This window comes from Klebsiella sp. Q11, from assembly GCF_964241505.1.
Lineage (GTDB): Bacteria > Pseudomonadota > Gammaproteobacteria > Enterobacterales > Enterobacteriaceae > Klebsiella > Klebsiella michiganensis.
This window is the reverse complement of sequence record NZ_CAXSXW010000007.1, coordinates 144,848-166,726: the sequence shown is the minus strand read 5'-3', so window position 1 is coordinate 166,726 and position 21,879 is coordinate 144,848. Positions and strand designations below refer to the sequence as shown.

Annotated in this window: 15 protein-coding genes; 3 read left to right on the top strand and 12 right to left on the bottom strand. The window is 54.2% G+C overall.

Annotated features, from left to right (window positions below; translation table 11 throughout):
* Positions 1 to 177: 177 nt before the first annotated feature.
* From ACESQ2_RS13350 to cysJ, 6 genes are all read right to left on the bottom strand, one after another.
* A complete protein-coding gene (locus ACESQ2_RS13350) occupies positions 178 to 1,095 on the bottom strand; it encodes a DMT family transporter (protein ID WP_046877394.1) in 918 nt (305 codons plus the stop codon).
* Positions 1,096 to 2,241 carry a cysteine desulfurase family protein gene (locus ACESQ2_RS13345; RefSeq protein ID WP_049071682.1) on the bottom strand — a complete coding sequence of 382 codons (1,146 nt, stop codon included), beginning with the start codon at positions 2,239 to 2,241 and terminating at the stop codon, positions 1,096 to 1,098. It abuts the gene before it with no gap.
* An 18-nt stretch (positions 2,242 to 2,259) separates the two neighbouring features.
* On the bottom strand, positions 2,260 to 3,102 hold the full coding sequence (locus ACESQ2_RS13340) for a hypothetical protein (RefSeq protein WP_252990040.1): 843 nt from the start codon (positions 3,100 to 3,102) through the stop codon (positions 2,260 to 2,262).
* A gap of 616 nt (positions 3,103 to 3,718) precedes the next feature.
* A complete protein-coding gene (gene cysH, locus ACESQ2_RS13335) occupies positions 3,719 to 4,453 on the bottom strand; it encodes a phosphoadenosine phosphosulfate reductase (protein WP_122116669.1) in 735 nt (244 codons plus the stop codon).
* Between the two features lie 98 nt (positions 4,454 to 4,551).
* Positions 4,552 to 6,264 (bottom strand): assimilatory sulfite reductase (NADPH) hemoprotein subunit, encoded by a 1,713-nt coding sequence (gene cysI / locus ACESQ2_RS13330; protein ID WP_004853633.1) that lies wholly within the window; start codon positions 6,262 to 6,264, stop codon positions 4,552 to 4,554.
* Positions 6,264 to 8,063 (bottom strand): NADPH-dependent assimilatory sulfite reductase flavoprotein subunit, encoded by a 1,800-nt coding sequence (cysJ, locus tag ACESQ2_RS13325; RefSeq protein ID WP_373170663.1) that lies wholly within the window; start codon positions 8,061 to 8,063, stop codon positions 6,264 to 6,266. Before cysJ ends, cysI begins: the two co-directional genes overlap by 1 nt.
* A gap of 430 nt (positions 8,064 to 8,493) precedes the next feature.
* On the opposite strand from cysJ, the gene queD reads away from it, so the two are divergent.
* Positions 8,494 to 8,856 (top strand): 6-carboxytetrahydropterin synthase QueD, encoded by a 363-nt coding sequence (queD, locus tag ACESQ2_RS13320; protein WP_004853637.1) that lies wholly within the window; start codon positions 8,494 to 8,496, stop codon positions 8,854 to 8,856.
* Between the two features lie 56 nt (positions 8,857 to 8,912).
* Here queD and queE read toward each other — a convergent pair whose 3' ends face one another.
* Positions 8,913 to 9,584, bottom strand: coding sequence for a 7-carboxy-7-deazaguanine synthase QueE (gene queE, locus ACESQ2_RS13315; RefSeq protein WP_004124321.1), 672 nt, complete (start codon positions 9,582 to 9,584; stop codon positions 8,913 to 8,915).
* A gap of 460 nt (positions 9,585 to 10,044) precedes the next feature.
* On the opposite strand from queE, the gene ACESQ2_RS13310 reads away from it, so the two are divergent.
* Positions 10,045 to 11,154 carry an SDR family oxidoreductase gene (locus ACESQ2_RS13310; RefSeq protein ID WP_373170662.1) on the top strand — a complete coding sequence of 370 codons (1,110 nt, stop codon included), beginning with the start codon at positions 10,045 to 10,047 and terminating at the stop codon, positions 11,152 to 11,154.
* Between the two features lie 66 nt (positions 11,155 to 11,220).
* Here ACESQ2_RS13310 and eno read toward each other — a convergent pair whose 3' ends face one another.
* The 5 genes from eno to rlmD form a co-directional block, all read right to left on the bottom strand.
* Positions 11,221 to 12,519 carry a phosphopyruvate hydratase gene (gene eno / locus ACESQ2_RS13305; protein ID WP_004124327.1) on the bottom strand — a complete coding sequence of 433 codons (1,299 nt, stop codon included), beginning with the start codon at positions 12,517 to 12,519 and terminating at the stop codon, positions 11,221 to 11,223.
* A gap of 80 nt (positions 12,520 to 12,599) precedes the next feature.
* Entirely contained in the window at positions 12,600 to 14,237 is a 1,638-nt protein-coding gene (gene pyrG / locus ACESQ2_RS13300) for a glutamine hydrolyzing CTP synthase (protein WP_004105009.1), read from the bottom strand.
* Between the two features lie 227 nt (positions 14,238 to 14,464).
* Positions 14,465 to 15,256, bottom strand: a complete 792-nt coding sequence (mazG, locus tag ACESQ2_RS13295) for a nucleoside triphosphate pyrophosphohydrolase (protein ID WP_373170660.1) — start codon at positions 15,254 to 15,256, stop codon at positions 14,465 to 14,467.
* 68 nt (positions 15,257 to 15,324) lie between these two features.
* Positions 15,325 to 17,562 (bottom strand): GTP diphosphokinase, encoded by a 2,238-nt coding sequence (relA, locus tag ACESQ2_RS13290; protein WP_004853643.1) that lies wholly within the window; start codon positions 17,560 to 17,562, stop codon positions 15,325 to 15,327.
* Positions 17,563 to 17,659: 97 nt separating this feature from the next.
* Positions 17,660 to 19,003, bottom strand: coding sequence for a 23S rRNA (uracil(1939)-C(5))-methyltransferase RlmD (gene rlmD / locus ACESQ2_RS13285; protein ID WP_014226597.1), 1,344 nt, complete (start codon positions 19,001 to 19,003; stop codon positions 17,660 to 17,662).
* Positions 19,004 to 19,125: 122 nt separating this feature from the next.
* On the opposite strand from rlmD, the gene barA reads away from it, so the two are divergent.
* Entirely contained in the window at positions 19,126 to 21,879 is a 2,754-nt protein-coding gene (gene barA / locus ACESQ2_RS13280) for a two-component sensor histidine kinase BarA (RefSeq protein ID WP_014226598.1), read from the top strand.

Genomic DNA, 21,879 nt, shown 5'->3' with positions numbered 1-21,879 from the left:
GCCGTGGCAGGTGGCGGTAACCTTAATTTGATGACAGGGTAAGATGTCCTTTGCCGTCTCCACAGCCAGAAGTCATTCAGCTTGCTGGCCAACCTGCAGGGAAAAGGGGTTTTCCTGTACCGTTGGCTGGGCACCGTCCTGTTGCCTGGACGGCGCAAGCACCGTCTGAACACACCGCTACAATCCGCGTAACCGATCCGTTGGATTTACGTTAGAGCGCTTCGAAAATATCTTCAGAATACCCGGAAGGCACATCCCTATCAGAATCAATCCTCCCCCGAAAATAACATTGGCGGAAAACGTTTCATGCAATAACCAGAGTGCGAATAGTGCGGAAAACACCGGCTCCAGATTGTAAATCAGAACGGCTCGCGTTGGCGTTGAATACCGCTGGAAATGCGCCTGAACCCAAAAAGCAATGACAGTAGAAAAGACTGCCGTTATCCCTAGCGCGATGACAAGCTTGCTACTCCAGTTACGAGGGAGAATCTCACCTCCGCTGATGTGCTGTAGCCCCAGAAAGATTAAGGCCATCGTAGAGATCTGTAAAAACGTTAGTGTCATATTATTATGACGCGCGCAGAAACGATCGAGCGCAATAATATGTATGGCGGTGAACAACGATCCAATAACGACCAACCCATCTCCCAGATGGAGCTGCCATCCCTGGATATCGGCCATCAGATATAAACCCGCAAGACCAAACAATGTCGCTAATATCGCGTCAAAAGAGGGGCGTTTCCCCATCAATGGTCCCGTGAGCAATAAGACCCAAATGACGCTGAGCCCCGCAAGAAAACCGGTATTTGAGGCCGTTGTTAACTGAAGACCATAAATAAGGAACACAAATGAAGTTCCCAATAGCAGACCCAGTAGTAGACCAGACAGCAATGTTTGTCGCGATAATGTTCCCAATCCTCTCAAGCTGAACGGCAGCAAAAAGAAGGCCGAAAGCAGAAAGCGTAGCCCTAACACCATCATTACCGGATAGGTATTGACCACCATTTTCATAACCGGAAAACCAATCCCCCAGCCCGCCGCGACAACGGCCAGCAATAGCTCGGCAACCCAGCGTTTTGGCACTCTGGGCTTCATTTAATCCCCCCCCAGGCGCTGTGCTGTACCGGCAAGCAACTCCACTGCTGTTTTAAGTTCTTCACGCTCCGTCATATGGCTAAAGCTCATGCGAATTGCCCCTTGAAGCAAGGCATCATTCAGCCCCATAGCGCTTAAAACATGGCTGGGTTTTTGTTCCGTTGAATGACAGGCTGAGGCACTACTGAGCGCAACTTTCATTTTGAGTTTTTTCAGAAGCATACTGGACTTAATGCCAGGCAAAGAGAAGTTCACGGTATTAGGCAGGCTTTGCGTCCTACAGCCATTTATCACAACGTCCGGCATTATTGATTCGAGGAGATCGATAAAATAACTCTTCATCTCTTTTTGAAACGCAATGCGCTGCGGATATGAGGAGATAAACAGCTCAGCAGCCTTTGCCATTCCAGCAATAGCCGGAAGATTCACTGTGCCGCTACGGATGCCTGACTCCTGACCTCCTCCATGAATGAGTGGCGAGTGCCGGAGGATGTCAGGCCGTGAGCTGTAGAGTGCGCCGACGCCTTTGGGGCCATAGAATTTATGAGCTGAAAAACTGACAAAATCAGGGCTGGACTGTGTCACCGAGAAGGGGAGTTTCCCCACGAGCTGGGCGGCATCGCTATGGAATAATATACCGTGCTGGCGCGCTATAATTCCAATTTGATCCAGAGGCTGTAGAACACCAGTTTCATTATTCGCTGCCATGACAGAAATTAGTCGAGTTTCTGGACGGATAGCCTCTTTTAGAGCCTCAATGGAGACGCGTCCCAGACGATCGACAGGCAGAAAAGTAATGTCGACACCGTGTCGCCTGACATACTCACAAACTTTTAGCAGGCATTCGTGCTCGATCGAACTGGTAATGATATGAACCTTGCCGGTGTGTAAGAAGTAATCAGACACCGCTCGAATAACCGTGTTATTTGCTTCAGAAGCACCAGAATTGAAAGTGATAAATTCCGCATTAGCCCCAATCATTTGTGCCACAATGGCCCTGCACTCTTCTAAATAATTTTGCGCTCTGATCCCTTCATAATGACTGACAGAAGATGCATTGGCGAAGTATTCGTCAAAGCAGTGTATAACAGTAGCGCGGACTTCAGGAGCCATGTTGGTTGTTGCGTTATTATCCAGATAAATCATGTTTATATCCACTTCCTGTTAGACAACCATAGGGTCTGCTTTTATAGACGATACGGCACTGTATTCCATTTTAGCGATGTGGCCTTCATCATCGCCAAAAAATATATTAGCGATGGTGAGATTATGATTTTGCGGTTTTTGCATAACAGTTAATGCGGTGCGGCCTTGTACCACCTTATTGTGATCTGAAAAATCAGACCAGTCGATGATCACAAAGTCACGGGATTCTGTAAATCGCTGTTTCAGTTTGAAAAGTATATCTTTATAGTGTTGGAAAATGATAGCTGGACATTTAGCAGTAAAAACGTCACTATTTTTTCTTGCTAAGACAAAAGGAATGACATCAGGGACTGATAACTTTATTTCAGTATGAGATCCATTTTCAGTAATCAATAATCCTTCCGTATTGTCCTTGAGTTTCTTTTTTATACTTTCGATGGACCGATTTTTACTGGTTCGCTCGGAAAAAACCATTAATTTATCGCGTTTGATGAGAGTATTTTTTTGGATAAAAAATTCAATTTCCTCAGGAAGTTCTCCAGCCGCTTGCGGTTCTGATATCTTTTCGAGTTGAGGGAGAGTACAGCTATCTTCAGAACAAGCAATCCCGAGATCGTCTACCAGAATACCGTAAACAAGTTTGATATTTTTTTGATATTTACTGATAAGTTTTTTTCCGAAAGCAACGGCATCAGCTAGCGTGTTAAGCGCAAACTCGTCTGCGCCAAATTGCCGATTGAAATGACCGCCTTCGAGGTAGACCACGAGCTTACCGGTACTTGTGGCGTAACAATTTTCGATTATAACTTCCAGGGAAGAATGATAATCACCTTTAGGTACTATTTCCTTTTCTAATGACATGACGCTACCTTGCGCTTTATTTAAGAAAAAACTCCCCAGCAACAGCCAGTAAAAGGGGGGAAATCGAGGCGTTCAGAAAATATTGTGGTATTCGAATGATGAGAGAAAATCCGAAATATATTCTTTCTGCATTCGCCCTGACTCAAAAATATAAATACAATTTGTGGCCTGTGTCAAGCCAGGTACAAATGAGAACCTCAATCACAACGGATAATTATGAGATAATATCGTAATGAAACATAAATCACTTATATTTCTAATGGGTATAGTTTAAAAGACCAGGAATAATAGTTCATGATCGATGGAGATTTTGTCAAAGCAGATTTGTAGTTGCAGAAAAATCCATGACGCCGGGAGACTGAAAATCGAGGCAAATCCCGGCAGCCCATCTTTCAGCCTTCCACGCAGACAAGGACGAGGCCCGGCGACAAGTCAGCGGTTATATTCTGGTGAATGACCATAGCGCCAGGCTTCATCATGACAACAGTGTGCTGAAGCCGGAAGAATCAGATAGCAGATACCCTTTTTACTGTAAAATCGTCGCCAATATGGCTTACCAGGTCAAAAAGGGTTCTGCTGTTTTAGCCGAATGTTGTGGAAATCCCACAGGGCTACATTAGCCTTCGTGCAGCCCGCACTCTCTTTTCAGGCCAAAGAAGCGCGTTTCTTCCTCCGCCATCCCCGGCTCCCATTTGCGGGTGGTGTGGGTATCCCCCACCGACAAATAGCCCTGATCCCACAGCGGGTGATACTTCAGGCCGTGCTTTTGCAGATACTGATAGACGGTACGATTATCCCAGTCGATGATCGGCAGCACCTTAAACACGCCGCGCTGGATCGCCAGCACCGGCAGGTGAGCGCGGCTGCCGGACTGCTCGCGGCGCAGGCCCGCAAACCAGGTTTGCGCATTCAGCTCTGCCAGCGCCCGGTTCATCGGCTCGACCTTGTTAATATCATTGTACTTTTCTATACCCTCAACGCCCTGCTCCCACAGCTTACCGTAGCGCGCCTCCTGCCAGGCGGCGCTCTCCTTCGCCCGATAGATCTTCAGGTTCAGATTGAGTTTGTCCGTTAACTCGTCGATAAACTGGTAGGTTTCCGGGAACAGATAGCCGGTATCGGTCAGAATGACCGGAATATCCGGGCGCACCTGATTGACCAGATGCAGGCTCACCGCCGCCTGAATACCAAAGCTCGAAGAGAGCACATATTCGCCCGGCAGGTTTTCCAGCGCCCACGCGACGCGCGCTTCCGCGCTCAGCTTTTCCAGCTGGCTATTGGTTTCCGCCAGCTGCAAAACACGATCGACCTTCGGTAATGCGTTCAGCGCGTTTAGATCGAGTACGGACATAAGAACCTCGCTTGCCTGTTTCGCCGGGCGGTACTGCGTTTGCCCGGCCTACAAAACCCACAGGCCCGGATCGCTGCTCGCCACCGGGCACCTGGATGTTATTCCCAGAAATCACGGGCTGGGTCGAGCACCGGGCGAATGATGCCCGCACGCACCGTAAAGTCGCCGAAGCCTTCACCCGCTTCGCGCTCTTTCGCCCAGCGCCCTACCAGTTCGTCGATCGAGTCGAGAATTTCCGACTCGGTAATGTTTTCCCGATACATACGCGGAATACGCGTCCCGCTGCGGTTGCCGCCAAGGTGCAGGTTATAGCGGCCCGGCGCTTTACCGACCAGCCCCACTTCCGCCAGCATCGCGCGGCCGCAGCCGTTCGGGCAGCCGGTAACGCGGGTAACAATATGCTCGTCGCCAACGCCATGTTTGCTCATCACCGCCTCGACTTTATCGATAAACGACGGGAGGAAACGCTCGGCTTCCGCCATCGCCAGCGGGCAGGTCGGGAACGACACGCAGGCCATAGAGTTTTCGCGCTGCGGCGTAACGGCGTTCATCAGGCCGTGATCGCGGGCCAGCTTCTCGATCTTCGCCTTCTGATCTTCCGGTACGCTGGCAATAATCAGGTTCTGGTTTGCCGTAATGCGGAATTCGCCTTTGTGGATCTTCGCAATCTTCAGCAGGCCGGTTTTCAGCGGACGACCCGGATAATCAAGGATACGACCATTTTCAATAAACAGCGTCAGATGCCAGTTATTGTCGATACCCTTCACCCAGCCGATACGATCGCCGCGGCCGGTGAACTCGTACGGACGGATCGGCTCAAACTTGATGCCCGCCCGACGTTCCACTTCCGCCTTAAAGGTCTCAACGCCAACGCGTTCGAGGGTGTATTTGGTTTTCGCATTTTTACGATCGGTACGGTTACCCCAGTCGCGCTGGGTCGTGACCACCGCTTCCGCCACCGCCAGAGTGTGCTCCAGCGGCAGATAGCCAAACTCGCTCGCCGTACGGGCGTAGGTTTTCTTATTGCCGTGCTCAATCGATAAACCGCCGCCGACCAGCAGGTTGAAGCCGACCAGCTTGCCGTTTTCGGCGATGGCCACGAAGTTCATATCGTTCGCGTGCAGATCGATATCGTTCTGCGGCGGGATCACCACGGTCGTTTTGAACTTACGCGGCAGATAGGTCTGACCGAGGATCGGCTCTTCATCGGTGGTGGCGACTTTCTTCTGATCCAGCCAGATCTCAGCGTAGGCGCGCGTGCGCGGCAGCAGGTGCTCGGAGATCTTCTTCGCCCATTCGTAGGCTTCAGTATGCAGCTGGGACTCGTACGGGTTAGAGGTACACAGCACGTTACGGTTCATATCGTTGGCGGTGGCCAACGCGTCCAGCCCGACCGAATGCAGCATCTGGTGCACCGGCTTGACGTTCTTCTTCAGAATGCCGTGGAACTGGAAGGTCTGACGGTTGGTCAGACGGATACTGCCGTAGATGGTGTTATCGGCGGCGAATTTATCGATCGCCTGCCACTGTTTGGTAGTGATCACTCCGCCCGGCAGGCGGCAGCGCAGCAGCATCGCGTGACGCGGCTCCAGCTTCTGCGCCGCGCGCTCGGCGCGGATATCGCGGTCATCCTGCTGGTACATACCGTGAAAACGGATCAGCAGAAAGTTATCGCCTTTAAAACCGCCGGTCAGGCCGTCGTTCAAATCTTCCGCAATGGTGCCGCGCAGGTAGTTGCTTTCGAGCTTCATGCGCTCGGCGTCAGTCAGTTTACCTTCGACCACCAGCGGGCCTGGATGTTTTTCGCTCATTAGTAGACATCTCGCTGATAACGGCGCTCAACGCGCAGCTCACTTAAAAATTCGTCCGCCGCTTCGGCGTCCATCGCGCCGTATTCGGCAATCACTTCCAGCAACGTCTGCTCAACGTCTTTTGCCATACGATTGGCATCGCCGCAGACATAAATATGGGCGCCGTCGTTAATCCAGCGCCACAGTTCAGCCCCCTGCTCGCGCAGCTTGTCCTGAACGTAGACTTTTTGTTGTTGATCGCGGGACCAGGCCAGATCGATGCGGCTCAGCACGCCTTCTTTGACGTAGCTTTGCCACTCCACCTGATAAAGGAAATCTTCGGTAAAGTGCGGGTTGCCGAAGAACAGCCAGTTCTTACCTTCCGCGCCTTCCGCCGCGCGCTGCTGCATAAAAGCGCGGAACGGCGCGATGCCGGTGCCGGGGCCAATCATGATCACCGGCGTCTGCGGGTTGGCAGGCAGACGGAAGTTATCGTTATGCTCGATGAAGATGCGCACTTCGCCATCTTCTTCGACGCGGTCAGCCAGGAAGCTGGAAGCGCCACCGGCCCGAGCGCGGCCTTCGATGTCATAACGCACCACGCCAACGGTGACGTGGACTTCGCTTTCCACTTCCGCCTGCGAAGAAGCGATCGAGTACAGTCGCGGGGTCAGCGGGCGCAGCAGGTCGACCAGCGCCTGTGCATCCAGCTGCGCCGGGGAGAAACGCACCATATCGACAATCGGCGTGGTCGCGGCGTAATGCTGGAGCTGTGCCTTATCGCCCACCAGCGGCAGCAGGGATTCGCTGCGGGTTAAGGTGGCATAATTTTCCACGATGTTACCGGTGTTGACCGTCAGCTCGAAGTGCCACTCCAGCGCTTCGGCGAGCGGCAGCGTTTTGCCGTCAACCGTGACCGGCTCCTCGCCCGTCAGCCACAGCAGCTCTACCAGCTCTTTCACCAGAGCCGGATCGTTCTGGTACCAGACGCCCAGCGCATCGCCCGGCTGATAGAGCAGGCCGGAGTCGCCGAGGTCGATTTCAATATGGCGCACATCTTTTTCAGAATCGCGACCGGTAATTTTTTGATTCACCGCCAGCGTCGCGGTCAGCGGCGCTTCTTTGGTATAGGGGCTGGTGTGGATCTCGTTCACCGCCCCGCTGGTTACCAGCTGAGACGGGGCGGCGGCAGGGGCGCGCGCTTTCAGCACCTCAACCACCCGAGCGCGCCATTCGGCGGCGGCGGCCTGATACTCTACATCAGCATCAACCCGGTCGAGCAGGCGTTCGCCGCCCAGTTCGGCCAGCTTGTTATCAAAATCTTTGCCGGACTGGCAGAAGAATTCATAGGAGGTATCGCCGAGGCCAAACACGGCAAATGCGGTATCGGTCAGCTTCGGCGCCTTCTTCGAGAACAGGAACTTATGCAGCGCGACGGCTTCTTCCGGCGGCTCACCTTCACCCTGCGTTGACGTCACCACGACCAGCAGCTTTTCGGAGGCAATTTGTTTGAATTTATAGTCGCCTGCGTTGACCAGCTTCACGTTCAGCTGCGCGGCCTGCAGATCGTCGCGCAGCGCTTCAGCGACGCGGCGGGCGTTGCCGGTTTGCGATGCCGAAATCAGGGTAATGGAGGGTACTTCAGCCGTCTGGGCTGGTGCAACAACCGCCGCGCCGGGCTGCTGGTTCAGCACCCCCCAAAAATAGCCGGAAACCCAGGCCAGCTGGGTGGGCGTGAAGTCAGTCGTGGCCGCCTGAAGGCGCGCCATTTGCTCCGGACTCAGCGGTAGCAAATTGGAAGGTGGGGCCTGTGTCGTCATGCGTTGTTATGTTCCAGTAAGCAAAGCTGTGATTCACGCCCTGTCAGCGTGATAAACAGAAGATAATGTATTTACTCTAAATAATTCGAGTTGCAGGCAGCGACACAGCGCCCATCAGGGCAAAGCCCAAGGCTGGGCCGAGTTATTGCCAACGCACATGCGGCTCGAAGTATGACGAGTGAGTAGGTTAACGGTGCAAATAGTAACAACTAAATAAAGGATGGAAATAACAAATAACCAAATGGACTAACCTGTTTTAGTTATAGTTATTAACAACAAAATCGATTAAATAAACCCATGAAATATAGGCAATTAATTTGAACAGGCTGGATGAATGTGGCTATTTTCCGCTCAGGGCCGTTTTAGTTAATGCGAAAAAATGTGCTTTCCGGTACCCTACGGCGGTTTTTTGCCATATTGAGAAGAAAAGATGTCCACCACGCTGTTTAAAGATTTCACCTTTGAAGCCGCTCACCACCTGCCGCACGTGCCGGAAGGTCATAAGTGCGGTCGCCTGCACGGCCACTCTTTTATGGTGCGCCTGGAGATTACCGGTGAAGTCGATCCCCATACCGGGTGGATCATGGATTTTGCCGAGCTGAAGGCCGCGTTTAAACCCATCTACGATCGCCTCGACCATTACTACCTGAACGATATTCCCGGGCTGTCCAATCCGACCAGCGAAGTGCTGGCAAAATGGATCTGGGAGCAGATGAAACCGCGGGTACCGCTGCTGAGCGCGGTGATGATCAAAGAAACCTGCACCGCGGGCTGCGTCTATCGCGGCGAGTGATAGTGCCTTTAGCTGAATAAGACCCTGATAGCCCTGCGCTATCAGAGTTTTTTATATCACGCGATATTGAGGTACTTGTGCGTCTGCATCGATAAGCGCCAGTTGCGGGCGATACAGGTTTCGATGCACAGGCGCGTCGCGTCATCTTTCTGGCTAATCGGCTGAAGCGCGATAATACGCGGCTTTTCATCGGCCAGCGTTGCCAGCAGCTCATCCAGCGCTTCGATATCGCGCACGCGTCCAACCGGATGTTTAATTTCATCAGCCCGCTGTAGCGCCTGAGAGAGTACGTCATAGCCGCCGCGCATGTTCACCTTTGGCGACACCGTCACCCAGGTATGCGGCGTGCAGCGCACTTCATGGGTGCCGCTGGTTTCAATCTGGCAGCTAAATCCGTTTTGCTCCAGTAAAGAGGTTAACGGCGTTAAATCATGAATGCAGGGCTCGCCGCCGGTAATGACCACGTGGCGGGCCGTCCAGCCCTGACGCCCGATGATAGCCAGCAGATCTTCGCTGCTCGCCGGGCCCCATTTATCGCTCTCTTTGGTTTTTGCCAGAATGCTGAACAGCGACACTTCCCGATCGGCAAGCTTATCCCAGGTATGTTTGGTATCGCACCAGGCGCAACCAACCGGGCATCCCTGTAAACGAATAAAAATGGCGGGAACGCCGGTGAAGTAACCTTCGCCTTGCAAGGTCTGGAACATCTCGTTAATCGGGTACTGCATAATCATCTCTGCTTAGGGTTGTGAGCGCGCATTATCGCAGATTTGCCCGCGCAGATCTTGTCCCGCGCTGCGCCGCGTGGTGGGTAGAACCTAAACCTTAATGATAAACCTCCGGCAGCTGGCCGATTCCATTATCCCGCACCGGCTGATTTAATTAGTCTGATAATCATCAGGCGACTATTAAGCGGCACGGCTAAAATTTTTGGTGTAACAAAACATGTATGATTTTGAAAGCCAAAAATAAAATAACAAACTTAAAAATAATAAATTTCAACGATGTACAAATGGATACACGAAATAATGAATTTATTGTCATAGCTTAGGGTCAAATTCGATCCACGACGCTAAATTACCTTAAAATAACCTTAATAAACCGCATCTTATGTTCATTTTCCATTTAATATCCGTTTAATTTTCCGCGCCTAGAATCCAGTCAACCAACCATAATGAGACTGCATTCATGAATACATTATTAATTACTGGCGCGACCGGTTTTCTCGGTGGAGCAGTGTTAGAAAGCATTCTGAATAAAAAGAATGCGCCTAATCTATTACTGTTAGTTCGTGCAGATAATAGTGTAGCTGCCGTAGAACGGGTAAAGGAAAACCTGCGAAAATTCAATATTAGCGAAGAGAGATTAACGGCCCTGACGCCCGGCAACATTCTGCTGGGGGATCTGGCCAATCCGCAGCCCTTTCTCGACGACCCGCGCCTGAATCAGGTTACCCACGTGCTCAACTGCGCCGCCGTCGCCTCATTTGGTAATAATCCGCTTATCTGGAAGGTCAACGTCGAAGGCACGCTGCAGTTTGCCCGGCGGATGGCTCAGGTCGGCGGCCTTGAGCGCTTTCTGCACGTGGGCACCGCGATGTCCTGCTCGCCAGACCCCGATTCGCTGGTAGCGGAAAGCACGGCGTTTCGTGAACGCGCCGAGCATCTGGTCGAGTACACCCACTCTAAATCAACAATTGAGCGTCTCATGCGGCAGGAGTGCCCAACGCTACCGCTGGCTATCGCCCGTCCCTCTATTGTTGTTGGCCACACTCATCACGGCTGTCAGCCCTCCAGCAGCATATTCTGGGTGTTCAGCATGGGGCTGATGCTGCAAAAATTTATGTGTTCGATGGAAGACCGCATCGATGTGATCCCCGTCGATTACTGCGCCGATGCGCTGCTGATGCTGCTTACCAGCCCGCTGGCGCGCGGAGAGGTGGTGCATATTTCAGCGGGAGAGGAAAACAGCGTAAGGTTTGCGGATATCGATAACGCGATGGCCTCCGCCCTCAAGCAGGCGCCGGTCGGCGATAAATACGCGCAGGTCAGCTATGAAACGCTGGTCAAAATGCGCCGTGAGCTGAAGGCTATTTTTGGCCCCTGCAACGAACGGCTGATGCTAAAAGCCATGCGCCTGTACGGCGCCTTCGCCACGCTTAACGTACGATTCAGCAACGACAAGCTGCTCAGCATGGGTATGCCAAAACCGCCGCGCTTTACCGATTACATTGACCGCTGCGTACAGACCACGCGCGGGCTTTCTATCCCGCAGCAAATGGCTGTAGATTTTAAGTAGCCGCTTTTGCAGGTATAAAAAAAGCCAGCCCGAAGGCTGGCTTTTTCATATCAGATAAAGACAGGCTTATGCCTGACCTTTGATCTCTTTACGACCGTTGTACGGTGCTTTTTCGCCCAGCGCTTCTTCGATACGAATCAGCTGGTTGTATTTAGCAACGCGGTCAGAACGGCTCATAGAACCAGTTTTGATCTGGCCTGCAGCGGTACCCACAGCCAGGTCAGCGATGGTCGCGTCTTCAGTTTCGCCAGAACGGTGAGAGATAACGGCAGTGTAGCCAGCGTCTTTCGCCATTTTGATCGCAGCCAGAGTTTCGGTCAGAGAACCGATCTGGTTGAATTTGATCAGGATGGAGTTAACGATGCCTTTCTCGATACCTTCTTTCAGGATCTTGGTGTTGGTTACGAACAGATCGTCACCAACCAGCTGGATTTTGTCGCCCAGTACTTTAGTCTGGTATGCGAAACCGTCCCAGTCAGATTCGTCCAGGCCATCTTCGATGGAGACGATCGGATACTGTTTGGTCAGCTCTTCCAGGAAGTGGGTGAATTCTTCAGAGGTGAACGCTTTGTTGCCTTCGCCGGCCAGAACATATTTACCGTCTTTGTAGAATTCAGAAGCCGCGCAGTCCATCGCCAGGGTGATGTCTTTGCCCAGCTCGTAGCCAGCAGCTTTAACCGCTTCAGCGATAACAGCCAGAGCTTCAGCGTTGGAGCCCAGGTTCGGCGCGTAGCCGCCTTCGTCACCAACAGCGGTGTTCATACCTTTGGCTTTCAGAACTTTAGCCAGGTTGTGGAACACTTCAGAACCCATACGTACGGCTTCTTTCAGGGATTTAGCGCCAACCGGCTGAATCATAAATTCCTGGATGTCGACGTTGTTGTCAGCGTGCTCGCCGCCGTTGATGATGTTCATCATCGGAACCGGCATGGAGTATTTGCCCGGGGTGCCGTTCAGCTCAGCGATGTGCTCGTACAGCGGCTGACCTTTAGAAGCAGCGGCAGCTTTGGCGTTAGCCAGAGAGACGGCCAGGATAGCGTTCGCACCGAAGTTAGATTTGTTTTCAGTACCGTCCAGGTCGATCATGATTTTGTCGATGCCAGCCTGATCTTTGGCATCTTTGCCAAGGATTGCCTGAGCGATCGGGCCGTTAACCGCGCCAACAGCTTTCAGTACGCCTTTACCCATGAAACGGGATTTGTCGCCATCGCGCAGTTCCAGCGCTTCGCGGGAGCCAGTAGAAGCACCTGACGGAGCAGCTGCCATACCGACGAAACCACCTTCCAGGTGTACTTCGGCTTCAACAGTCGGGTTACCACGGGAGTCGATGATTTCACGACCGATGACTTTAACGATTTTGGACATTAGGTTTTCCTCAGTACAAGTTAAACTAAAACTCCAGACAAACAATGCACCCGGATGGGTGCATTGCCGTTCTAACTCTTTTACTTCGCCTGACGCTTCTGGTACTCGCCAGCGGCTTTCACAAAGCCAGCAAACAGCGGATGGCCATCACGCGGCGTCGAAGTAAACTCCGGATGGAACTGACAGGCGACGAACCACGGATGGTTAGGCACCTCGATGATCTCGACCAACTGATCATCCCCGGAACGGCCCGCAATACGCAGGCCCGCATTTTCAATCGGCTTCAGCAACATATTGTTGACTTCGTAGCGGTGACGATGGCGTTCGGTAATGGTTGGCTCGCCGTACAGCTGGCGCACCAGGCTATCTTCAGCCAGCTGGCACTGCTGCGCGCCGAGGCGCATCGTGCCGCCGAGATCGCTCTTATCAGAGCGGACTTCGACATTACCGTCTTCATCACGCCATTCGGTAATCAGGGCCACGACCGGGTACTTACAGTCTGGCACAAATTCCGTTGAGTTGGCGTTTTCCATCCCCGCTACGTTGCGCGCGAACTCAATCAGCGCAACCTGCATCCCCAGGCAAATGCCCAGGTATGGAATGTTGTTTTCACGCGCGTAGCGCGCGGTGGCAATCTTACCTTCAACCCCGCGATAGCCGAAGCCACCTGGAATCAGGATAGCGTCTAAATTCTTCAGAATTTCGACGCCGCGCGTTTCCACATCCTGCGAATCAATCAGCTTGATGTTGACGGTGACGCGATTTTTCAGACCGCCGTGTTTCAGCGCTTCAATCACCGATTTGTAGGCGTCCGGCAGTTCAATGTACTTGCCGACCATACCAATGGTGACTTCACCTGCCGGGTTCGCTTCTTCGTAGATAACCTGTTCCCATTCGGCCAGGTTCGCTTCCGGACAGTTTAAGCTGAATCGTTTACAAATATAATCGTCCAGACCCTGAGATTTCAACAGGCCCGGGATTTTATAAATGGAATCGACATCTTTCATCGAAATAACGGCTTTTTCCGGCACATTGCAGAACAATGCAATTTTGGCACGTTCGTTCGCCGGAATAGCGCGATCGGAGCGGCAGACCAGAATATCAGGCTGAATACCGATGGAGAGCAGTTCTTTAACGGAGTGCTGGGTCGGCTTGGTTTTGACCTCACCCGCGGCGGCCATGTACGGCACCAGGGTCAGGTGCATAAACAGCGCGTTTTCACGACCGATATCCACCGCCAGCTGGCGAATCGCTTCAAGGAACGGCAGCGATTCGATATCGCCAACGGTGCCGCCGATTTCAACCAGCACCACATCATGGCCTTCACCGCCGGCCAGCACGCGCTCTTTGATCGCGTTGGTGATGTGCGGAATAACCTGAACGGTGGCACCCAGATAGTCGCCGCGACGCTCTTTGCGCAGGACGTCAGAGTAAATACGCCCCGTGGTGAAGTTGTTGCGACGGGTCATCTTGGTGCGAATGAAACGCTCGTAGTGACCCAGGTCCAGATCGGTTTCAGCGCCGTCTTCAGTAACGAACACTTCCCCGTGTTGGATTGGGCTCATGGTGCCCGGATCGACGTTGATGTACGGATCCAGTTTCATCATGGTCACGTTAAGCCCGCGGGCTTCGAGAATGGCTGCGAGGGAAGCTGCGGCAATGCCTTTACCCAGAGAGGATACGACCCCGCCGGTCACAAAAATATAGTTCGTTGTCATGCTGAACCTGAGAAGTTAGGTTTAAAAGACGATGGAATAACCAGGACGGGAAAGCAGTATACCCGATCATGACTGACGCCACAAACTTTCATTATCCCTCCTTTTCATCAGGCCCACACAAACGCAGGGAGTGAGAAAATAGCCGCTTTTGGCGAAATGTTTTTGACGTAAATCAAGCGCTTGTTATTTAAAAAATCACACAAATAGCGCTTGATCACGAAAACTCTTTAGAGATCAGTTTCCTGGCGTTTTACTTCCTGCCACACCAGCTCCATGGTATCGAGGTCAACGCCGGTCATTTCCAGGCCGCGCGCGGCGACAATCCGCTCAACTTCGCGGAACCTGCGCTCAAACTTCAGGTTGGCTTTTTGCAGCGCAACTTCGGCTTTTACCCCTAAATGGCGGGATAAATTGACCGTCGCAAACAGCAGGTCGCCCACTTCCTCCTCCAGTTTAGCTTCATCCACCACGGCCTGCTGCGCTTCGTGCATCACTTCATCTATTTCTTCGTGCACTTTATCCAGTACCGGCCCCAGAGAGGTCCAGTCAAAGCCTACCGCCGAGCAGCGTTTCTGGATTTTATGCGCGCGCATCAGCGCCGGAAGGCTATGCGGGATGTCGTCCAGCGCGGAGTGCTGGGACTTTTCCGCTCGCTCAGCGCTTTTGATCTGCTCCCAGCGGGCCAGCACTTCGCTGCTGCTACCGGCGGTCGCCTCGCCGAAAATATGCGGATGACGGCGCTCCAGCTTGTCGCTGATGGCGGCGCAGATATCGTTAAAATCAAAGCGCTCCTCTTCCTGCGCCATCTGAGCGTAGAAGACGACCTGGAACAACAGGTCGCCCAGCTCACCGCGCAGATCGTCAAAATCTTCGCGGGCGATAGCGTCGAGCACTTCATAGGTTTCTTCAAGGGTATACGGCGCGATGGTGGCAAAGGTCTGCTCTTTGTCCCACGGGCAGCCGTTTTCCGGATCGCGCAGACGCCGCATAATGCCGAGCAGGCGTTCGATTTGAGTCATAAGTCTGTCCTGATAAAAAAATGCCGGGTGGCGGTAGCGCCTGACCCGGCTGACATAAGCGTGGGAGTTTATCCGCCGTGCAGACGACGGGCGTCGATGACGTCAGGTACCTGATTCAGCTTCGCCAGTACGCGCCCCAGCACCTGCAGGTTGTAGATCTCAATGGTCATATCGATCGTCGCCATCTGCTGTTTAGTATCGCTGCGGCTGGCAACGCCCAGCACGTTGACCTTCTCATTGGCGAGAATGGTGGTGATGTCGCGCAGCAGGCCGCTACGATCGTTGGCCTGGACGCGCACCACCAGCGAGTAGCCCGCCGAGTAGCTCTCTCCCCACACCGCGTCAACGATGCGCTCGGGAGCATGAGACTGTAGCTCCGCGAGCTGATCGCAATCCGCGCGGTGCACCGAGATCCCGCGGCCCTGGGTGATAAAGCCCACGATCTCGTCGCCGGGAATCGGCTGACAGCAGCGCGCAATGTGGTGCATCAGATTGCCGACGCCCTCCACCACCACGCGACCATTGTCTTTGCTGCGATTCTGCGGAGCGTGGGTTTTCTGCTGCAGCTGCTTTAACGCCGCCGCATCCTGCTCCGCCGCGCTGGGTTTATTAAACTGCGCCTGCAGGAAATTAACCATCTGGTTGAGGCGAATATCGCCCCCGCCAATCGCCGCCAGCAGTTCGTCCTGCTCGTTAAAGTTGTAGCGCGGCAGCAGATGCTTTTCCGCGTCCTTCAGGCTGATACCCAGATGCTCGAGCTCATCATCAAGGATCTGTCGCCCGGCAAGAATATTCTTGTCGCGATCCTGCTTGCGGAACCAGGCGTGAATTTTGGAACGCCCGCGGCTGGTGGTGACGTAGCCAAGGTTCGGGTTCAGCCAGTCGCGGCTGGGGTTGGGCTGCTTCTGGGTGATGATTTCAATCTGGTCACCCATCTGCAGCTGATAGGTGAACGGCACAATACGCCCGCCGATTTTCGCCCCGATGCAGCGGTGGCCGACATCGCTGTGTATATGGTAGGCAAAATCGAGCGGCGTCGAACCCGAAGGCAAATCCACCACGTCGCCCTTCGGCGTAAAGACATAAACCCGGTCATCAAAGACCTGGCTACGCACCTCATCCAGCATCTCGCCGGAATCGGCCATCTCTTCCTGCCAGGCGATCAGTTTACGCAGCCAGGCAATGCGATCTTCATAGCCGCGCCCGCCGCTGGCCGCTGCGCTGGCGCCCTCTTTATACTTCCAGTGCGCGGCCACGCCCAGCTCGGCATCTTCATGCATCTGGCGGGTACGGATCTGAATTTCAATGGTTTTTCCGCCGGGGCCAAGCACGACGGTATGAATTGACTGGTAGCCATTAGGCTTGGGATTGGCGACGTAATCATCGAACTCATCCGGCAGATGGCGGTAATGAGTATGCACGATCCCCAGCGCGGCATAGCAGTCCTGCAGGCGCTCGGCGACAATACGCACCGCCCGCACGTCAAACAGCTCGTCGAAGGCGAGATGTTTTTTCTGCATTTTGCGCCAGATGCTGTAGATATGCTTGGGACGCCCGTAGACCTCAGCCTTGACGCCCTCGGTTTTCATTTCCGTGCGTAAATGGCTGACGAATTCATCAATATAATGTTCACGATCGATGCGCCGCTCGTGTAACAGCTTAGCGATTCGCTTATATTCCGCCGGATGCAGATAGCGGAAGCAGTAATCTTCGAGCTCCCACTTCAGCTGGCCGATCCCCAGGCGGTTGGCCAGCGGCGCGTAAATATTGGTACACTCTTTTGCCGCCAGTACGCGCTCATCTTCCGGCGCATCTTTCACTTCACGCAGATGGGCGATGCGCTCGGCGATTTTAATCACCACGCAGCGGAAGTCATCGACCATCGCCAGCAGCATGCGGCGAATGTTGTCCACCTGTTCAGAGGAGACCGAATCCGTATGGGTGGCTTTAAGCTGGCGTATCGCGGCCATGTCCCGCACGCCGTGGATCAGGGTGACGACCGATTTCCCGACGCTCTCCTGCATGATCTCTTCGCTGACGACGTTGCCGTCCGCCAGCGGGAAAAGCATCGCCGCGCGCAGCGTATCGATATCCATGCTCAACATGGAGAGAATTTCCACCATCTCCACGCCGCGCCATAGCAGGAGATCGGCCTGCGGATGCCCCTGCGTTTTCTCTCGACAATAATCCCAGGTTTCGGCTAAGCGTTCACACGACTGCTGGCTGGAAATTCCCAGACTCGCGATCCATTTCTTCGGGTCAAATTCACCAGCTTTATTTAAATGTGCACTTCTTACCGCAACCATTGTCCTCTCCTTAAGGGACCGCCTGCCGAAGTCGGCAAGCCTCAACTTTTACACTTCATCCTTCAAACCGCGTCAACGCTGGCGTTCGTCTTTTATCTCAGTCACCTGCTTCTGAGGATGCCGCTTCACTGCGATTTGAATGATTCTTGTGCTCAAACAACACCATTGATTCCAGATGTCCGGTATGCGGGAACATATCGAGCATCGCCAGGCGTTGAATGGTATATCCCGCCTGCAATAAAACGTCGCTATCGCGCGCCAGGGTCGCCGGGTTACATGAAACATACACCACCCGACGCGGCGCTAATTTTATAATATGTAACATAACGCCCGCCGCGCCGGCGCGCGCCGGGTCGAGCAAGACCTTATCAAAACCGTGCTTCGCCCACGCCTGGCGGGTGACGTCCTCTTCCAGGTTCTCATGGAAGAAAGTCACATTATGCAACCCGTTCAACGCCGCGTTCTCCTGGCCCTTCGCCACCAGCGCGGGAACCCCTTCAACGCCAACCACCTGCGCCGCACGCTTCGCCAGCGGCAGGGTAAAGTTGCCCATGCCGCAAAAGAGGTCCAGCACGCGATCCTGAGGCTGGATATCCAGCCATTCCAGCGCCGTACGCACCATCAGCTGGTTTACGCCATCGTTCACCTGGATAAAATCGCGCGGACTGAACACTAAGCGTAGACCGTCCGAGGTATACCAGGGGGCTTCCCCGCGAATATGTTCCAGTATCTCGCTTTGCGGGGCGAGGTACAGGGAAAGACCGTGAGATTGCGAAAAACGTTCCAGCTTTTCTTTATCTGCCGCGGGAAGCGCCGCCGTATGGCGCAATACCATCAGCGGGCCGTTATCCGCCTGCACCAGCTCAACGTGGCCAAGCTGACGCACCGATTTCAATTCGCTAAGACATTCACGTACCGCGGGCAATAGCGCACCAAGAGTGGGCACCAAAACGGGGCACTGCACCACATCGACGATCTCGCTGGCGTTAGCCTTGCGGAAGCCCATCTGTAATTGTTGGGACTTTGGCTGATAATTCAAGCTCAGACGCGCCCGGCGGCGATAGCCCCACGGCGAAGCGGCTATAATGTCATCAACGTCGCGCTTCATCAGCCTCGCGAGCGCGGCGCGTTTGCTCTGCTGCTGCAGTTCAATGCTGGCGTGCTGCTGCTGGCACCCGCCGCAGATGCCAAAATGCGGGCAGCGCGGCGCCTGCCGCTGCGGGCTATCGCTAAGACGGCGTTTAACCTGGGCGCGGGCGTACTGTTTTTTATCTTCGACCACAACAACGTCAGCCTGCTCCTGTGGCAATAAACCGCTGATAAACAGCGCCTTACCCTGATGACGCGCAACGCCCTGGCCGAAGGGGTCAAGGTCATTTACTGTAACGGTTATGATCTGGCGCGTCGTCACACGCCGTTTTGCAGAGTAGAATTGCGCCATCGTAGAGATTTGTCTCAATTAAATATACTGACTCTGGATAAGAGTTCGGTCAGGATGAGCCAGAGTAACAACGCACCAGCCTCCTGAAAGATGATGTGTATATTCTCCCATAATGGAACCGCATGACCAACTACAGCCTTCGTGCCCGCATGATGATTCTTATTCTGGCGCCTACCGTTCTGATCGGTCTGCTGCTCAGTATTTTCTTCGTCGCACACCGCTATAACGACCTACAGCGCCAGCTGGAGGATGCCGGCGCCAGTATTATCGAACCGCTGGCGGTCTCCAGTGAATATGGCATGAATTTGCAAAACCGCGAGTCAATCGGGCAGCTCATCAGCGTACTGCACCGCCGCCACTCCGATATTGTGCGCGCCATTTCCATCTACGACTCGCACAACAGGCTGTTCGTCACCTCTAACTTTCAGCTCGATCCCGGCGAACTTCAGCTGCCAAAAGGGGAACCCTTTCCCCGCCGCCTGAGCGTGGTGCGCCACGGCGATTTGATGATTTTGCGTACCCCTATTATCTCGGAAAGCTATTCACCGGATGAATCGCCGGGAAGCGATGCCAAGATGCCGGATAATATGCTGGGCTACGTGGCGCTTGAGATGGATCTCAAATCGGTGCGGCTACAGCAGTACAAAGAGATCTTTATCTCCAGCGTGATGATGCTGTTCTGTATCGGTATTGCGCTGATCTTCGGCTGGCGGCTGATGCGCGACGTGACCGGGCCGATCCGCAATATGGTGAACACCGTTGACCGCATCCGCCGGGGCCAGCTTGATAGCCGCGTCGAAGGCTTTATGCTCGGCGAGCTGGATATGCTGAAAAACGGTATCAACTCCATGGCCATGTCGCTGGCGGCCTACCACGAAGAGATGCAGCATAACGTCGATCAGGCGACATCGGATCTGCGGGAAACGCTTGAACAGATGGAAATCCAGAACGTCGAGCTGGATCTGGCGAAAAAACGCGCGCAGGAAGCGGCGCGAATCAAATCCGAATTCCTCGCCAACATGTCTCATGAACTGCGCACGCCGCTCAACGGCGTCATTGGCTTTACCCGCCTGACGCTGAAGACCGACTTAAACACCACCCAGCGCGATCACCTGACGACCATTGAGCGTTCCGCGAATAATCTGCTGGCCATCATTAACGATGTTCTGGACTTCTCTAAGCTCGAAGCCGGGAAGCTTATTCTGGAGAGTATTCCGTTCCTGCTGCGCACTTCGCTGGACGAGGTGGTCACGCTGCTGGCGCACTCGGCGCACGATAAGGGGCTGGAGCTGACGCTGAATATCAAAAACGATGTGCCGGATAACGTCATTGGCGACCCGCTGCGCCTGCAGCAAATTATTACCAACCTGATGGGCAACGCCATTAAGTTTACCGAACACGGCAATATCGACGTGCTGGTGGAACAGCGCGCCATCAGCAACTCAAGGGTACAAATTGAAGTCCAGATCCACGATACCGGTATCGGGATTCCTGAACGCGATCAGTCGCGTCTGTTCCAGGCGTTCCGCCAGGCCGACGCCAGCATCTCCCGTCGCCACGGCGGAACCGGACTTGGGCTGGTCATCACCCAGCGGCTGGTGAAAGAGATGGGCGGCGATATCTCCTTCCATAGCCAGCCTAATCGCGGCTCGACGTTCTGGTTCCATATCAGCCTCGACCTCAACCCCAACGCGGTTCCCGACAGCGTGCCAACCCAGTGCCTGGCGGGTAAAAAGCTGGCCTATATCGAGGCCAACGCGGCGGCGGCGCAGTGTACGATGGAGCTACTGGCGACAACGCCGCTGGAGGTGGTTTACAGTCCGACGATGACCGCCCTACCGGATGCTCACTACGATATCCTGCTGGCCGGCATTCCCGTATCAATACGCGACCTGAGCCAGCATCGCGATAAGCTGGAAAGAGCCAGCAAGCTTGCCGATCACCTGGTGCTGGCCCTGCCGTGCCACGCCCAGGTCAGCGCCGAAACGCTGCGCCAGGACGGCATTGCCGCCTGTTTGCTTAAGCCATTGACCTCAACGCGCTTACTGCCGGCGCTGACGGCCTCCTGCCAGACGCAGCCGACGGTTCTGCCGCCGCGTTCCGATAGTAAGAAGCTTCCGATGACGGTCATGGCCGTTGATGACAATCCGGCGAATCTCAAGCTTATCGGCGCCCTGCTGGAGGATTTAGTCCAGCACGTTATCCTCTGCGACAGCGGCCAGCACGCCGTCGAGCGGGCCAGAGAAACGCAGCAGGATCTGATTCTGATGGATATTCAGATGCCGGAGATGGATGGGATCCGCGCCTGCGAACTGATTCACCAGCTCCCTCATCAGCAGCAAACGCCGGTGATCGCCGTGACCGCCCACGCCCTGGAAGGGCAGCGAGAGAAATTACTCAGCGCGGGGATGAACGACTATCTGGCGAAACCCATTGAGGAGGATAAGCTCTACAGCCTGCTGCTGCGCTACAAGCCGGGAAAGACGCTACCGCCGCAGGTCGCCGCGGAGCCTGTTGAGCCGCCCGTTAACCATGACATCACCCTCGACTGGCAGCTGGCGCTGCGCCAGGCGGCGATGAAACCGGATCTGGCGCGGGAAATGCTGCAGATGCTGCTCGCCTTTATGCCGGAGGTGCGTAACAAGGTAGAAGAACAGCTGGTGGGAGAGCAGCCGGAAGGCCTGCTGGATCTCATTCATAAGCTTCACGGCAGCTGTAGCTATAGCGGCGTGCCGCGGCTGAAAAAACTGTGTCACACCCTTGAGAGCCAGCTACGCGCGGGCACCGCCGCCGAGGAGATGGAGCCAGAGTTTCTGGAGCTGCTGGATGAAATGGACAACGTCGCGCGCGAAGCCTGTAAGCTGTTGGGGATTTAG

Excerpts from the sequence above, each read along its gene's own strand:
- ACESQ2_RS13350 (WP_046877394.1), bottom strand. The coding sequence starts at position 1,095 with ATGAAGCCCAGAGTGCCAAAACGCTGGGTTGCCGAGCTATTGCTGGCC.
- ACESQ2_RS13345 (WP_049071682.1), bottom strand. The coding sequence starts at position 2,241 with ATGATTTATCTGGATAATAACGCAACAACCAACATGGCTCCTGAAGTC.
- ACESQ2_RS13340 (WP_252990040.1), bottom strand. The coding sequence starts at position 3,102 with ATGTCATTAGAAAAGGAAATAGTACCTAAAGGTGATTATCATTCTTCC.
- cysH (WP_122116669.1), bottom strand. The coding sequence starts at position 4,453 with ATGTCCGTACTCGATCTAAACGCGCTGAACGCATTACCGAAGGTCGAT.
- cysI (WP_004853633.1), bottom strand. The coding sequence starts at position 6,264 with ATGAGCGAAAAACATCCAGGCCCGCTGGTGGTCGAAGGTAAACTGACT.
- cysJ (WP_373170663.1), bottom strand. The coding sequence starts at position 8,063 with ATGACGACACAGGCCCCACCTTCCAATTTGCTACCGCTGAGTCCGGAG.
- queD (WP_004853637.1), top strand. The coding sequence starts at position 8,494 with ATGTCCACCACGCTGTTTAAAGATTTCACCTTTGAAGCCGCTCACCAC.
- queE (WP_004124321.1), bottom strand. The coding sequence starts at position 9,584 with ATGCAGTACCCGATTAACGAGATGTTCCAGACCTTGCAAGGCGAAGGT.
- ACESQ2_RS13310 (WP_373170662.1), top strand. The coding sequence starts at position 10,045 with ATGAATACATTATTAATTACTGGCGCGACCGGTTTTCTCGGTGGAGCA.
- eno (WP_004124327.1), bottom strand. The coding sequence starts at position 12,519 with ATGTCCAAAATCGTTAAAGTCATCGGTCGTGAAATCATCGACTCCCGT.
- pyrG (WP_004105009.1), bottom strand. The coding sequence starts at position 14,237 with ATGACAACGAACTATATTTTTGTGACCGGCGGGGTCGTATCCTCTCTG.
- mazG (WP_373170660.1), bottom strand. The coding sequence starts at position 15,256 with ATGACTCAAATCGAACGCCTGCTCGGCATTATGCGGCGTCTGCGCGAT.
- relA (WP_004853643.1), bottom strand. The coding sequence starts at position 17,562 with ATGGTTGCGGTAAGAAGTGCACATTTAAATAAAGCTGGTGAATTTGAC.
- rlmD (WP_014226597.1), bottom strand. The coding sequence starts at position 19,003 with ATGGCGCAATTCTACTCTGCAAAACGGCGTGTGACGACGCGCCAGATC.
- barA (WP_014226598.1), top strand. The coding sequence starts at position 19,126 with ATGACCAACTACAGCCTTCGTGCCCGCATGATGATTCTTATTCTGGCG.